At 67.5% G+C, this 12,620-nt stretch carries 11 protein-coding genes; 7 read left to right on the plus strand and 4 right to left on the minus strand.

Features of this window, described 5'->3' with window-relative positions; all coding sequences use genetic code 11:
- Nucleotides 1-169 precede the first annotated feature (169 nt).
- Nucleotides 170-811: a winged helix-turn-helix transcriptional regulator gene (locus ABD768_RS24860; RefSeq protein ID WP_343967497.1), complete on the minus strand. Its 642-nt coding sequence runs from the start codon at nt 809-811 to the stop codon at nt 170-172.
- A 64-nt stretch (nt 812-875) separates the two neighbouring features.
- On the opposite strand from ABD768_RS24860, the gene ABD768_RS24865 reads away from it, so the two are divergent.
- The 4 genes from ABD768_RS24865 (at nt 876) to ABD768_RS24880 (ending at nt 7,127) form a co-directional block, all read left to right on the plus strand.
- Nucleotides 876-1,304: a pyridoxamine 5'-phosphate oxidase family protein gene (locus ABD768_RS24865; protein WP_344844504.1), complete on the plus strand. Its 429-nt coding sequence runs from the start codon at nt 876-878 to the stop codon at nt 1,302-1,304.
- 28 nt (nt 1,305-1,332) lie between these two features.
- Nucleotides 1,333-2,637 (plus strand): hypothetical protein, encoded by a 1,305-nt coding sequence (locus tag ABD768_RS24870; protein WP_344844507.1) that lies wholly within the window; start codon nt 1,333-1,335, stop codon nt 2,635-2,637.
- A gap of 200 nt (nt 2,638-2,837) precedes the next feature.
- Nucleotides 2,838-6,443: a discoidin domain-containing protein gene (locus tag ABD768_RS24875; RefSeq protein WP_344844510.1), complete on the plus strand. Its 3,606-nt coding sequence runs from the start codon at nt 2,838-2,840 to the stop codon at nt 6,441-6,443.
- A 171-nt stretch (nt 6,444-6,614) separates the two neighbouring features.
- Complete coding sequence (locus ABD768_RS24880; RefSeq protein ID WP_344844513.1) at nt 6,615-7,127, plus strand: hypothetical protein; 513 nt, start codon at nt 6,615-6,617, stop codon at nt 7,125-7,127.
- An 82-nt stretch (nt 7,128-7,209) separates the two neighbouring features.
- On the opposite strand, the gene ABD768_RS24885 is transcribed toward ABD768_RS24880, so the two are convergent.
- Nucleotides 7,210-8,226: a winged helix-turn-helix domain-containing protein gene (locus ABD768_RS24885; RefSeq protein ID WP_344844516.1), complete on the minus strand. Its 1,017-nt coding sequence runs from the start codon at nt 8,224-8,226 to the stop codon at nt 7,210-7,212.
- Between the two features lie 98 nt (nt 8,227-8,324).
- Between ABD768_RS24885 and ABD768_RS24890 the strand changes: the two genes are divergently transcribed.
- The gene (locus tag ABD768_RS24890) at nt 8,325-9,266 is read left to right on the plus strand and encodes an NHL repeat-containing protein (protein WP_343967484.1); all 942 of its coding nucleotides are present in this window, start codon (nt 8,325-8,327) and stop codon (nt 9,264-9,266) included.
- Between the two features lie 21 nt (nt 9,267-9,287).
- Here ABD768_RS24890 and ABD768_RS24895 read toward each other — a convergent pair whose 3' ends face one another.
- Nucleotides 9,288-9,722, minus strand: a complete 435-nt coding sequence (locus tag ABD768_RS24895) for a MarR family winged helix-turn-helix transcriptional regulator (protein WP_343967482.1) — start codon at nt 9,720-9,722, stop codon at nt 9,288-9,290.
- A gap of 112 nt (nt 9,723-9,834) precedes the next feature.
- On the opposite strand from ABD768_RS24895, the gene ABD768_RS24900 reads away from it, so the two are divergent.
- Nucleotides 9,835-10,296: a MarR family winged helix-turn-helix transcriptional regulator gene (locus tag ABD768_RS24900; protein WP_344844520.1), complete on the plus strand. Its 462-nt coding sequence runs from the start codon at nt 9,835-9,837 to the stop codon at nt 10,294-10,296.
- On the opposite strand, the gene ABD768_RS24905 is transcribed toward ABD768_RS24900, so the two are convergent.
- Nucleotides 10,282-10,419 carry a hypothetical protein gene (locus ABD768_RS24905; RefSeq protein WP_344844522.1) on the minus strand — a complete coding sequence of 46 codons (138 nt, stop codon included), beginning with the start codon at nt 10,417-10,419 and terminating at the stop codon, nt 10,282-10,284. The two genes, ABD768_RS24900 and ABD768_RS24905, sit on opposite strands and share 15 nt — an antisense overlap.
- A gap of 256 nt (nt 10,420-10,675) precedes the next feature.
- Between ABD768_RS24905 and acs the strand changes: the two genes are divergently transcribed.
- Nucleotides 10,676-12,610 carry an acetate--CoA ligase gene (acs, locus tag ABD768_RS24910; protein WP_344845308.1) on the plus strand — a complete coding sequence of 645 codons (1,935 nt, stop codon included), beginning with the start codon at nt 10,676-10,678 and terminating at the stop codon, nt 12,608-12,610.
- Nucleotides 12,611-12,620 lie beyond the last annotated feature (10 nt).

Genomic DNA, 12,620 nt, shown 5'->3' on the forward strand with positions numbered 1-12,620 from the left:
TACCCGCGTCGCTGGCCAGCGGGGCGCGACGGGATCGTGTACCGAAGGACAGGAAGTAGTCGACCGGACCTAGTGCACCCTGAGCGTGGACAACGGTCGCATGTACGCCGTATCGGGGTGCACTACCTGTCGATCGGCACACAAGGAGCCCGCACCAACCGGGTTGGGCCTATGCAGGTGGGCCGATGGGGAAGGCTGCTGCGAAGCGGTCTACGTCCTTGGCGGTGCCTGTGGTTTTGAGTAGGCCGGACTTGAGGGCTGCTGCGCCGTCGAGTTCGCCGATGAGGAGGGGGGCGATGGGGGCGAAGGCTTCCAGGACTACAGCGCCTTCCAGGGGGCCGACGTCGACTAGTAGGTCGTCGCCGTCGATGACGGCGTGGATGGTGATTTCGCCGAAGTGGAGTTCGTACTTGGCTTTCAGGCGGGACGGCTGGAAGGTGGAGCGCAGGGCCATCACCAGAATGTCGGAGGTGATGATGTCGTCGGGGCGGAGTTCCCCCAGGGAGCGGGCACCCCAGCGGCCTAACGCCAGTACTACGTCTTCGAGGTCGGCTCCGTACGCAGTGAGCTCATAGACGATCGCACCGGACGGGCGCGGAAGGATGCGGCGCTCGACGAGACCCGCCTGCTCGAGTTCCTTGAGGCGGGTGGCCAACACGTTGGTGGGGATCTTCGGGAGGCCGGCGCGCAGATCCGTGTAGCGCTTCGGGCCGACCAGGAGGTCGCGGACGATCAGCAGCGCCCAGCGCTCGCCGACCAGTTCCAGCGCGCGGGCGACCCCGCAGTACTGGCCGTAGGTCTTCGTCGTCATATCGACCACCCTACTCCCCTTGACAAAGTGTACTTGTTTTTATGAAGCTTAATGCATGGCAACCATGAGCAAGCAACAGCGCGAAGAGTTCCTGGCCGACACCCACGTAGGCGTCCTGAGCGTCACCGGCGAGCCCGGCCACCCACCGACGAGCGTCCCGACCTTCTACGCATACGAGCCGGGTGGCGAGCTGACCATGTTCACAGGTACGCAGCGCCGCGCCCCCAAGCGGATCGAGCAGATCAAGCAGGCCGGCGTGGTGTCGTTCGTGGTGCAGCGCGAAGAGATGCCCCCGGCGTACGTGACCGTCGAGGCCGAGCTCGTCGAGGTCACCAAGCCGACCCACGAGCAGATGCTCACCATCGCCCGCCGCTACATGCCCGAGGAGCACGCTCAGGGCTACGTCCAGACAGAGCTCGGCGACCCCGAAAACCTGGTCACCCTGCTGACCTTCCGCCCCACCCGCTGGCTCACCTCCGACACCTCCCGCTGACCCCCACCCCGAACTACCGTCAGCCCTCGTGCCCCGACTGCTGACTGCAACCGTCGCCCTCGCACTCGTCATCACGGGCTGCTCGATCACCACCAACCCGTCAAATTCCCCAGCCGGTACGCAGCAAGCGCACGAGCAGACCTCAACCGGCACACCGGAAGAGTCGACACCAGCCCCAGCCGGTACCCCACGGTCGCAGCAGCCGGCCGCCACCACCCCGTTCGAGATCGTGGCCGGCGGCGGCGCCGATGCTACCGCCGACAAGGCCCTCGACGCGAAGATCATCGGCGCCGCATGGGACATCGAGATCGCACCGGACGGTACGGCGAACCTGCTGATCAACAACGACAGGGGACAGCTCCGCCTGGAGCGGATCCACCCAAATGGCACCCGCACCAAGGTCGACCTCGACTACAACCGCAACCTCGGCCGCCGGATCGCGGTCGGCCCGGACGGTTCGGCGTACGTCAATCTGCACGTCGGCGAGAAGAACGACGCGATCTACCGGATCAAGCCCGACGGCAGCCAGAGCCGGCAGCCGGTGATCGACTACACCACCGCCACCGCCGGCATCGATGCCCGGCCAGGCAAGGCGATCGGCAAGTTCGGCACCTTCACCGTCGACGCCGAGGGCCGGCTCGTCTTCGCCGTGGAGGCCAGCAAGGACGGCCACTCCGGCGTGGTGATTCGCCGGCTCGAGACCAACGGCACCGTACGGACGATCGCCGGCAAGCGCGCCGAGTTCACTACGTACGACGCCGCCGTGGCAGCCTCTGCCGCAGCGCTCCACCCACCGTCGAGCGGCGCGGCGCTCGACTGGGAGACGACGGCAGCCGTGCGCATCGACGAACTCGTGACCCAGTCGGACGGCACGATCCTGCTGGCGGCCGTCGGCGACGACAACGGCGGCACGGCTCGGACGATCCTGGCCATCACCTCGACGGGAAAGCTCACCAAAGTAGCGACATCCCAGCTCGGCGGCACGGGCGGCGCCCCGGTCGCGCCGGCGCCGTTCACCCAAGAGGGCACCGTGAACGACATCGGCGTACTCAGAGATGGTCTGGCCGCCGCCGGCGGGCTGATTGCCGTCTCCACCACCAAGCATGCGCCGGATGACACCACGGCCTACTACAACGGCAAGTACACGCCAGGGCAGCGGGCAGTTCTCGACCAGGCCCGTGGGAAGGCGATCCGGCTGATCCGGCCGGACGGGTCCATCTCGACCGCGGCGCTGGGCGCCGAGTTCGCGCTGGGCGGCGGGTATCTGTACGTCGTCGAGCGCGACTTCCTCGCCAACGAACTGGTGCTCGGGCGGGTCAAGATCCCCGCCTGACGTCGCCGGCAACCTCCTCCCGGAGCAAAGCGTGCGGTCATGAACCGTTGACGCTCGCGTAGCGCTGCCGTAACAATAAGCCAGCGCTGTGCAAGAAATCAGCAAACTTACGAAACTTCCGTAGGCATCGTGCAATTTTCTTGGCAGCCGTAGTCCCTTGCGCCCTCACCACCCCGCCCACCGGAGAGGCCCCGGATGCCATGAGAACCACACGTGCACGATGGCGGCTGCTGGCCGCCACGGTCGTCGGCAGTCTGTTGCTGACGGCCGGACCGATGTTCGCCGCGGCCGGGCTGCACAGCAGCGGCTCGACCGCCGCTGCCGCAGTACTGGCCGGTCCCAACCTCGCGGCCGGCAAGACCGCGACCGCCAGCAGCAACACCCAGAACTACGTCGCCTCGAACGTCACCGACGGCAACCAGGGCAGCTACTGGGAGAGCGCGAACAACGCGTTCCCGCAGTGGGTCCAGGTCGATCTCGGTTCGTCGGTCAGCACCAACCAGGTCATCCTCAAGCTCCCGTCGGGCTGGGGTTCGCGCAACCAGACCCTCGCAGTACAAGGCAGTACCGACGGCCAGAACTTCAACGATCTGTCCGCGTCCGCGTCGCGCGCGTTCACCGCACCGGGCAACACGCTCACGATCGACTACGGCAACTCGACCGCGCGGTACGTCCGGATCCTGATCACCGCGAACACCGGCTGGCCCGCGGGACAGGTCTCCGAACTCGAGGTCTACGGCCCGGCGACCGGTGACACTCAGGCTCCTACCGCCCCGGGCAGCCTGGCCTTCACCGAACCCGCCGCCGGCCAGATCAAGCTCACCTGGAACGCCTCGACCGACAACGTCGGCGTGACCGGGTACGACCTGTACGCCAACGGCGCGCTGCGTACCAGCGTGGCCGGCAACGTGCTGACCTACACCGACACCCAGCCGGCCAGCGCCTCGGTCAGCTACTTCGTCCGCGCGAAGGATGCCGCTGGCAACCAATCGCCGAACAGCAACACCGTCACCCGCGGCGGCAGCACCGGCCCGGGCACCAACCTGGCGCTCGGCAAGCCGATCACCGCGTCCGGCTCGGTCTTCACCTTCGTTGCGACCAACGCGAACGACGACAACGTGCAGACCTACTGGGAAGGCAACGCCAACCCGGCCACGCTGACCACCCAGCTCGGCTCGAACGCCGACCTCAGCTCGATCGTGATCCGGCTCAACCCGGACAGCGCCTGGGGCAACCGCACCCAGACGTTCTCGATCCTCGGCCGCGAGCAGAGCGCGTCCGGGTTCACCACGATCGTCGGCTCCGCGTCGTACAACTTCAGCCCGTCGACCGGCAACACCGTCACGATCCCGGTGAGCGCGCGGATCGCCGACGTCAGGCTGAACTTCACCGCCAACACCGGCGCCCCCGCCGGTCAGGTCGCCGAGCTCCAGGTGATGGGCGTCCCGGCCCCGAACCCGGATCTCACCGTCTCCAACGTGACGTGGACGCCGGCGGCACCGGTCGAGACCGACGCGATCACGCTGTCCGCCCGGGTCAGCAACACCGGCACGGCGGCCTCCGGCGCGACCGACCTGAACTTCTACCTCGGTACGACGAAGGTCGGCACCGTCGCTGTCGGCGCCATCGCCGCCGGAGCATCCGCCACCGTCACAGCATCGATCGGCGCCCGTGACGCCGGCAGCTACCCGCTGAGCGCCAAGGTGGACGAGTCGAACACGATCATCGAGCAGAACGACGCCAACAACACCGGCAACAGCTCGAGCCCGCTGGTCGTCACCCCGGTCGCGAGCTCCGACCTGATCGCCTCGTCAGTGAGCTGGAGCCCGGGCAACCCGGCCGCCGGCAACACGGTGACGTTCTCGGTCGCGATCAAGAACCAGGGCACCATCGCCTCGGCGGCCGGCGCCCACGGCATCACCTTGACGCTGCTGAACGGCAGTACCGTCGTACAGACCTTCACCGGCTCGTACTCCGGTGCGATCGCCGCCGGCGCCACCACCCCGGCGATCAACCTCGGCAACTGGACCGCGGCCAACGGCCGGTACTCCGTCCGCGTCGTGCTCGCCGACGATGCGAACGAGCTGCCCGTCAAGCGCACCAACAACACCAGCGAGCGGCCGTTCTTCGTGGGCCGCGGCGCGAACATGCCGTACGACCACCTGGAGGCCGAGGACGCCTCGACCGGTGGCGGCGCGGTCGTGGTCGGCCCGAACCGGACCATCGGCGACCTCGCCGGTGAGGCGTCCGGCCGCAAGGCGGTCACCCTGAACTCGAACGGCGCGTTCGTCGAGTTCACCACCAAGGCGAGCACGAACACGCTCGTCACCCGGTTCTCCATCCCGGACTCGGCCGGCGGTGGCGGGATCAACTCGACCATCAACGTCTACGTCAACGGCACCTTCCACAAGGCGCTCCCGCTGACCTCGAAGTACGCGTGGCTGTACGGCGCGGAGGCCGGCCCGGGCAACTCGCCTGGCGCAGGACCGGCCCGGCACATCTACGACGAGGCGAACATCATGCTGGACGGGACCTTCCCGGCCGGTACCAAGATCAAGCTGCAGAAGGACGCGGCCAACACCACCAACTACGCGATCGACTTCATCGACACCGAGCAGGTCTCGCCGATCGCCAACCCGGGTTCGGGGTACGTCGTACCGGCCGGCTTCAGCCAGCAGGACGTACAGAACGCGCTCAACACGGCACAGCAGAGCTCGACGTCGCTGGGCGTCTACCTGCCGGCCGGCGACTACCAGACCACGGGCAAGTTCAACGTGAACAACCGGGCGATCAAGGTCGTCGGCGCCGGTCCCTGGTACACCCGGTTCATCGCTCCGACCAGCCAGACCAACACCGACGTCGGGTTCGACGCCGCCTCGTCGGCGAACGGATCGACGTTCAGCGGGTTCTCGTACTTCGGCAACTACGACAGCCGCAACGACGGTCCGGGCAAGGTGTTCAACTTCAACGGCACCTCGAACATGACCATCGACAACATCTGGATCGAGCACCAGATGTGCCTGTACTGGGGTGCGAACACCGACAACTCCACGATCAAGAACTCGCGGATCCGCGACACCTTCGCCGACGGCATCAACATGACCAACGGCTCGGCCGGCAACCTGGTCAGCAACAACGACGCCCGCAGCACCGGTGACGACAGCTTCGCGCTCTTCAACGCCGTCGACGGCGGCGGGGGCGAGGTCCGGGACAACGTCTTCGAGAACCTCTCGGCGACGCTGACCTGGCGGGCGGCCGGCTTCGCGGTCTACGGCGGCACCAACAACATCTTCCGCAACCTGTACGTCGCGGACATGCTGGTGTACTCCGGGATCACGATCAGCTCGCTCGACTTCGGCATCCCGATGAACGGCTTCGGCGCCACTCCGCCGACGCAGTGGCAGAACATCTCGGTGGTCAGATCCGGCGGCCATTTCTGGGGAGCGCAGACCTTCCCGGGGATCTGGATCTTCTCGGCCTCGAAGGTGTTCCAGGGCATCCGGGTCAGTGACGTCGACATCGTCGATCCCACCTACAGCGGGATCATGTTCCAGACGAACTACGTCGGCGGGCAACCACAGTTCCCGGTCGCCGACACCATCCTCACCAACATCAACATCTCCGGCGCCCGCAAGTCCGGCGACGCCTTCGACGCCAAGTCCGGCTTCGGCATCTGGGCCAACGAACTCCCAGAACCAGGCCAGGGCCCCGCCGTAGGCAACGTCACCTTCAACAACCTGACCCTCTCCAACAACGCCGTAGACATCCGCAACACCACCACAACCTTCACCATCACCCGCAACTAACCCACTCCACAACGACCGCCCGCCAGGAGTCCCTACTCCTGGCGGGCCGTCGCCATTGCCAAATCGGGGCAGATCGACTGCCCCACCGATGCCCCGTGTTCTCCCCTCGCCCACCCCATTCCCCCTGCCAGGCTTGGATTTTGCTTTCCGCGCCCTGGGGGAATCCAAGCAATGCCGATCCACGTCTTCGTCGACGAAACCAAGTCCCGCGGCCTGCTGATGGCAGCCGCTCATTGCCAGGCCGAGGATGTGGGTGTCAAACGAAAAGCACTGCGCGGTCTGCTCCTGCCGGGTCAGGAGCGTATGCACTTCAACCACGAGCGAGATCCGCAGCGTAAGAAGATCGTTCAGCTGATCTCGGAGTTCCGGCTGACGGTCGACATCTACCAAGCTGACCGGGACAACGTCGCCGCCCGGCATCGGTGTCTGGACGCGATCGTTCGGGACAACGCGACTGCCGAACGGCTTGTCGTCGAGCGGGACGAGTCGACCTACGGGCGGGACGGCAAGGTTCTCAATGCAGCGACGTACCGGTATGGATGTCACGGGAAGCTGCGGTGGGATCTGCTGGCGCCGAAGGAGGATCCGCTGTTGTGGATTCCTGACGCGGTCGCGTGGTGCTGGGTGCGGGGCGCCAACTGGCGGCGGCGGGTGCAGGGGTTCTGCGAGGTCAGGGAGCTCTGAACGCGCGAAACCCGGCTCGTCCACCGTCCGGTGAGCTGCCGGGTTCACTTCCGAAGGACTCCTGTCCCAGGCATCACCAACTTTACCTACCAGTGCCGGAAATGTCCTTCAAGTTCTTGATCTGCCCCAAGGTGCCCCGGGGGTGGCCGGTGGTTAGTAGGCGGTGGGCTGTGGGGGTCAGGGAGTGGTGGGCTGTGCCTGCCGTGCGGTGGGTGGTTAGTAGGCCGGCGTTGCGGAGGACTCGGGCGTGTTCGCTGGCTGAGGCTAGGGAGATGCCTGTGCGGCGGGCCAACTGGGTGGTGGTGGCGCTGGTGGTTAGGGCGCGAAGTACTAGGGCTCGGGTGCGGCCTACGAGGTCGGATAGGGCGTCTACGGCTTGGTCGTCGGCCGGCGGTAGGTCGAGCGTGGGGTAGATGAGGACGGGGCGGCGGCCGGGGACGTCTAGGGCTAGGGCCTCGGAGGTCAGGGAAGAGGGGTAGAGCTCTAGGCCTCTGCCTTCCAGGTGGATGTCGTAGGTGGGGCCGGGACCTAGGCCGTGGGTGGTGAGAGTGGGGGCGGTCCACTCGATATCGGGGTGGAGGGTGGTGAGGAGGCCTTCTACTCCGCCTTGGAGGAGGGCTCGGGAGCGTAGGGCCAGGTCGGCGCCGTAGCGGCGTTCCAGTTCTACGCCGGAGGGGACCAGTACGTCGTCGTGGAATTCTCGGACGGCGTTGCCCAGCGCACGGCGCGACTCCGCGGTGCCTGCGAGGAGGCCGCGCATGAAGACGTCGATCTCGGGCGGGAGGTAGGGGCCGAGTTGGTCCTGGACGACGTCGGCGGGGGTGTCCATCAGTATTTCCAGGGCAGGCTCGAGGCCGGGCGCCGGTACTTCCGGAGTGAGGAAGTCGGGGAGGCGACCGGTCGGGCTGACCAGTTTGAAGAGTGGGCGCATCGACGGCCGGAGCAGCGGCGCCGCCTCCCGTCGCCAGCGTCGGCCGGCCGGCGGCATCGGTCGCGCGCCGAGGGCTCGTGCGGCGAGAGCGGCCTCCCACAGCGGCTCGGGCTCGGCCGGGAACGTCACCCGGCCCAGGTCAGCCGGAGTGAAGTGAAGCCGCATCATCCCCCGATTGTGCATGTCTATTGGTCTACAGCGACACGACTTCGGCCCTGCCCGAAACCGGTCGAGCCGGGTAGCAGCCGGAGATCAGGCTGGCGGGCATGATTCGTCGACGTACTGCGACCACCGTCCTACTGGCTGCTCCGCTCCTCGCCGCCGGTGTCCAGCCCATTGCCGAGGCTCAGCACGTGCACCACCCGCGCCCTGAGACCTACGTCGTCTCGACCACTCCGGGCGACACCCCGGAAGGCATCGAGGTGACTCGCGACGGCACGATCTACGTCACCAGCGTCGGCACCGGCGCCGTCTACCGCGGCACCGTCCGCGACCCGAAGCTCAGGCCGTTCCTACCGGCCGGCAGCGACGGCCGCACGACCGCCACCGGCGTACACGTCGACCACTGGGGTCGCGTCCTCGTCGCCGGCGCCAGTACGTCGAAGCTCTACATGTACGACGCCCGCGGCCGCCTGCTCGCGATCCGCCCGGCCGCCGAGGGCTCGTTCCTCAACGACTTCACCTTCACCGAGGACGCCGTCTACGTCACCGACTCGGCCCACAACCAGATCTGGCGCGCCTCCCTCACCAAGGACGGCCTCGGCCGCCTCAAGCCCTGGCTGACCCGCGACAAGATCCAGCCGACCCCGTACTTCCTCAACGGCATCGTCACCGACGGCCACCGACTGCTGGTCGGCGAGCAAGGCCAGGACGTCACCTACAGCATCAACCTCCGCACCAAAGCCGTCACCACCCTGGAGATCACCGGTGCCAACGGCATCCTCTCCGGCGACGGCTACCTGCTCGAAGGCCATCGCCTGTACGCCGTCTACAACGCCGGCGGCGGCAAGTACGTCACCAGGCTCGCCCTCCTCAACCGCGACTGGACCAAAGCCCAGGTACTCGCGGATTCCATGCCTGGAGCAACCAACGCGACCCCGACCACGATCGCCCGCGACGGTCACCGCCTGCTCTGGGTGAACAGCCAGCTGGACGCGAAGCCCGGCACCCCGCCGTACACAGTGTCCGTAGTCCCCGGACTCAACTAGTCCGGCTCAACTAGGGCGAAGCTAGAGCTCGTCGGCCATCCGGGACAGCACGGCGCCGGCCGACAGCACCAGCGCCCGCTCGTCATCCGACAGGCGGTCGAGCAGCTTGGTGAGGTCATCGACCGCGTGCTGCCCGGCCGCCTTCACCATGTCGTCGCCACGCGGAGTCAGTACGACGGCAGTCGCGCGCCCATCCAGCACATCAGGCTGACGTCGCGCCAGCCCAGCCGCCTCGAGCCCAGCTACGGTCGTCGTAGCGGTCGGTTGCGAGCACGGCACCCGCGCCGCGATCTCGCCGATCCGGATCGGTTGCTCGTCCCCGATCAGCCGCAGCGCGATGAACTGCGTCGGATGCAATGCCCTGGTCTCACCGGTCCGGCGCAGATGGCGCACCACCCGGTGCATGCCGACCAGCAACCGCAGCGTCTCTTCCTCCATCGCGACCACCTCCCCCATGTCCGGCATCGTGACACGGGCGCAAGCTCAATCCGAGGCTCTCGGCGGCCAATTGCAGCAACCTGCAAAAGGCCGCTGCTCGTTGGTCTGCCCAACGGAATAGACTCCGGTTGTGGCAACCGGTGACGAAGCAGGGCCGAGTGAGATCGTGGGCATGCCCAGTTGGTTGCTCACGCAGAGTGCGATGCACGCGCAGCGGATCATCGGCGAGACGTTCGCCGCGGGGAACGCCCGCGGGTACCACTACCGGCTGCTCGCGACGCTCGCGGAGTACGGGCCGGCCAGTCAGGCGTCGCTCGGGCGGCGTACCGGGATCGATCGCAGCGACGTGGTGGCCGCGATCAACGAGCTGGCCGAGCTGGGTTACGTCGTACGGTCCCCTGACCCCGCCGACGGCCGGCGCAACATCATCACCTTGACCGCCGCCGGCGAAGTACAGCGTGAACGGCTCGAAACCCTGGTCCGGGCCGCTCAGGACGAGCTGTTCGCCCCGCTCTCCCCCTCAGAGCGGGGCCAGCTCGCGGCCCTGCTGGCCAAGGTCCTCGCTCACCACCAGGGGTTAGCGGACCGGTAGCAGGGCACGAGCGGAGGCCTGAGTACGCCGTACGCGGCGCTCCCGGGCGTGCACCCGGCGACGCGCCGCCCGGGACAAGCGGCGCTTCGGGGTCTCGACCGTGGCTTCACCCTGCTGCGACATCGCGACTCCTCCTTCGTTCGGCACATCGGGTCAGATGCGCAGGACCGCGATCCGGTTCCCCACCGGTCGTCGTGTTTCCGGCCCGTTCGGCGCAGATCGGGGGCGGCTGGGCGAGGCACCAGTACCGCGGGTGGTCCGGCGTTGGTAGAAAGGTGCAGTAGCGCGCAGTTTCGCGCTGAAGACTTGCAGCTCTCAACGAGGAGTCCGCGACGTGACCAGTTCCGAGTCCAACCCGTCCGATGCGCTGTCGAACCTGATGCACGAGGAGCGCCGGTTCGAGCCCCCGGCCGAGCTCGCCGCGAACGCGAACGTCAAGGCCGACGCGTACGCTGCGGCCGAGGAAGATTTCGAGGGCTTCTGGGCCGGGCAGGCCAAGCGGATCAGCTGGGCCGTCGAGCCCACCGAGACGCTCGACTGGAGCAACGCCCCGTTCGCCAAGTGGTACGCCGACGGCAAGCTCAACGCGGCGTACAACTGCGTCGACCGGCACGTCGAGAACGGGCTCGGCGACAAGGTGGCCTATTACTTCGAGGGTGAGCCCGGCGACACCCGGGAGATCACCTACGCCCAGCTCAAGGACGAGGTGAGCAAGGCGGCCAACGCGCTGCTCGAGCTGGAGGTCAAGACCGGCGACATCGTCGCCATCTACATGCCGATGATCCCCGAGACCGTGGTCGCGATGCTCGCCTGCGCCCGGATCGGCGCCCCACACACGGTGATTTTCGGCGGCTTCTCGTCCGAGGCGCTCAAGGACCGGATCCTGGACTGCGACGCCCGCGTCGTGATCACCGCCGACGGCGGGTACCGGCGGGGTGCCCCGGCGGCGCTGAAGCCGGCCGTCGACGCCGCGCTGGTCGACTGCCCGGACGTCCGCAATGTCCTGGTCGTCAACCGGACCGGCCAGGAGACCGCGATGGTGGCGAACCGCGACCTGTGGTGGGAGGACTTCGTCGGCAAGCAGTCGACCGAGCACACGCCGGAGGCGTTCGACGCCGAGCACCCGCTGTACGTGATGTACACGTCGGGCAGCACCGGCAAGCCGAAGGGCATCCTGCACACGACCGGCGGCTACCTGGTGGGCACGTCGTACACGCAGTGGGCGGTGTTCGACCTCAAGCCGGAGACCGACGTCTACTGGACCGCTGCCGACATCGGCTGGGTCACCGGGCACAGCTACATCGTGTACGGCGCACTGGCGAACGCCACCACCTCGGTGCTCTACGAAGGCACGCCGGACACCCCGCACCAGGGGCGCTGGTGGGAGATCGTCCAGAAGTACAAGGTCTCGATCCTGTACTGCGCGCCGACCGCGATCCGCACGTTCATGAAGTGGGGCAAGCAGGTCCCGGAGAAGTTCGACCTGTCGACGCTGCGCGTGCTCGGCTCCGTGGGCGAGCCGATCAACCCGGAGGCCTACATCTGGTACCGGGAGAACATCGGCGGCAACAAGACGCCGGTCGTCGACACCTGGTGGCAGACCGAGACCGGCATGCACATGATCTCCCCGCTGCCGGGTGTGACGGCGGGCAAGCCGGGTGCCGCAATGAAGGCGATCCCGGGCGTGAGCGTCGATGTGGTCGACGACGCCGGCAAGTCGGTGCCGAACGGCTCCGGCGGCTACCTGATCATCAACAAGCCGTGGCCGGCCATGCTGCGGACGCTGTGGGGCGACGACGAGCGCTTCAAGGACACGTACTGGTCGCGCTGGCCGGGTGTGTACTTCGCCGGTGACGGCGCCAAGAAGGACGAGGACGGCGACATCTGGCTGCTCGGCCGGGTCGACGACGTGATGAACGTGTCCGGCCACCGGCTGTCCACCACCGAGATCGAGTCGGCCCTGGTCTCCCACCCGAAGGTCGCCGAGGCGGCCGTCGTGGGCGCCTCGGACCCGACCACCGGCCAGGCGATCGCGGCCTTCGTCATCCTCCGCTCGGAGGCGGGCGACGGCGGTCCGGACGTGGTCCAGGAGCTCCGCAACCACGTCGCCAAGGAGATCGGCCCGATCGCCAAGCCGCGCCAGATCATGGTCGTCGCCGAACTCCCCAAGACCCGCTCCGGCAAGATCATGCGCCGCCTGCTCCGCGACGTCGCCGAGAACCGCGAGGTAGGCGACGTCACCACCCTCGCCGACAGCACGGTGATGGACCTCATCAAGACCAACCTCGACGCCGGCAAGTCCGACGAGGACTGACCCTTCGCAG

This window comes from Kribbella ginsengisoli (assembly GCF_039537185.1).
In the GTDB taxonomy this organism is placed as follows: domain Bacteria; phylum Actinomycetota; class Actinomycetes; order Propionibacteriales; family Kribbellaceae; genus Kribbella; species Kribbella koreensis.

Coding starts and splice junctions, on each gene's coding strand:
- ABD768_RS24860 (WP_343967497.1), bottom strand. CDS start 811: ATGACGACGAAGACCTACGGCCAGTACTGCGGGGTCGCCCGCGCGCTG.
- ABD768_RS24865 (WP_344844504.1), top strand. CDS start 876: ATGAGCAAGCAACAGCGCGAAGAGTTCCTGGCCGACACCCACGTAGGC.
- ABD768_RS24875 (WP_344844510.1), top strand. CDS start 2,838: ATGAGAACCACACGTGCACGATGGCGGCTGCTGGCCGCCACGGTCGTC.
- ABD768_RS24880 (WP_344844513.1), top strand. CDS start 6,615: ATGCCGATCCACGTCTTCGTCGACGAAACCAAGTCCCGCGGCCTGCTG.
- ABD768_RS24885 (WP_344844516.1), bottom strand. CDS start 8,226: ATGATGCGGCTTCACTTCACTCCGGCTGACCTGGGCCGGGTGACGTTC.
- ABD768_RS24890 (WP_343967484.1), top strand. CDS start 8,325: ATGATTCGTCGACGTACTGCGACCACCGTCCTACTGGCTGCTCCGCTC.
- ABD768_RS24895 (WP_343967482.1), bottom strand. CDS start 9,722: ATGGGGGAGGTGGTCGCGATGGAGGAAGAGACGCTGCGGTTGCTGGTC.
- ABD768_RS24905 (WP_344844522.1), bottom strand. CDS start 10,419: ATGTCGCAGCAGGGTGAAGCCACGGTCGAGACCCCGAAGCGCCGCTTG.
- acs (WP_344845308.1), top strand. CDS start 10,676: ATGCACGAGGAGCGCCGGTTCGAGCCCCCGGCCGAGCTCGCCGCGAAC.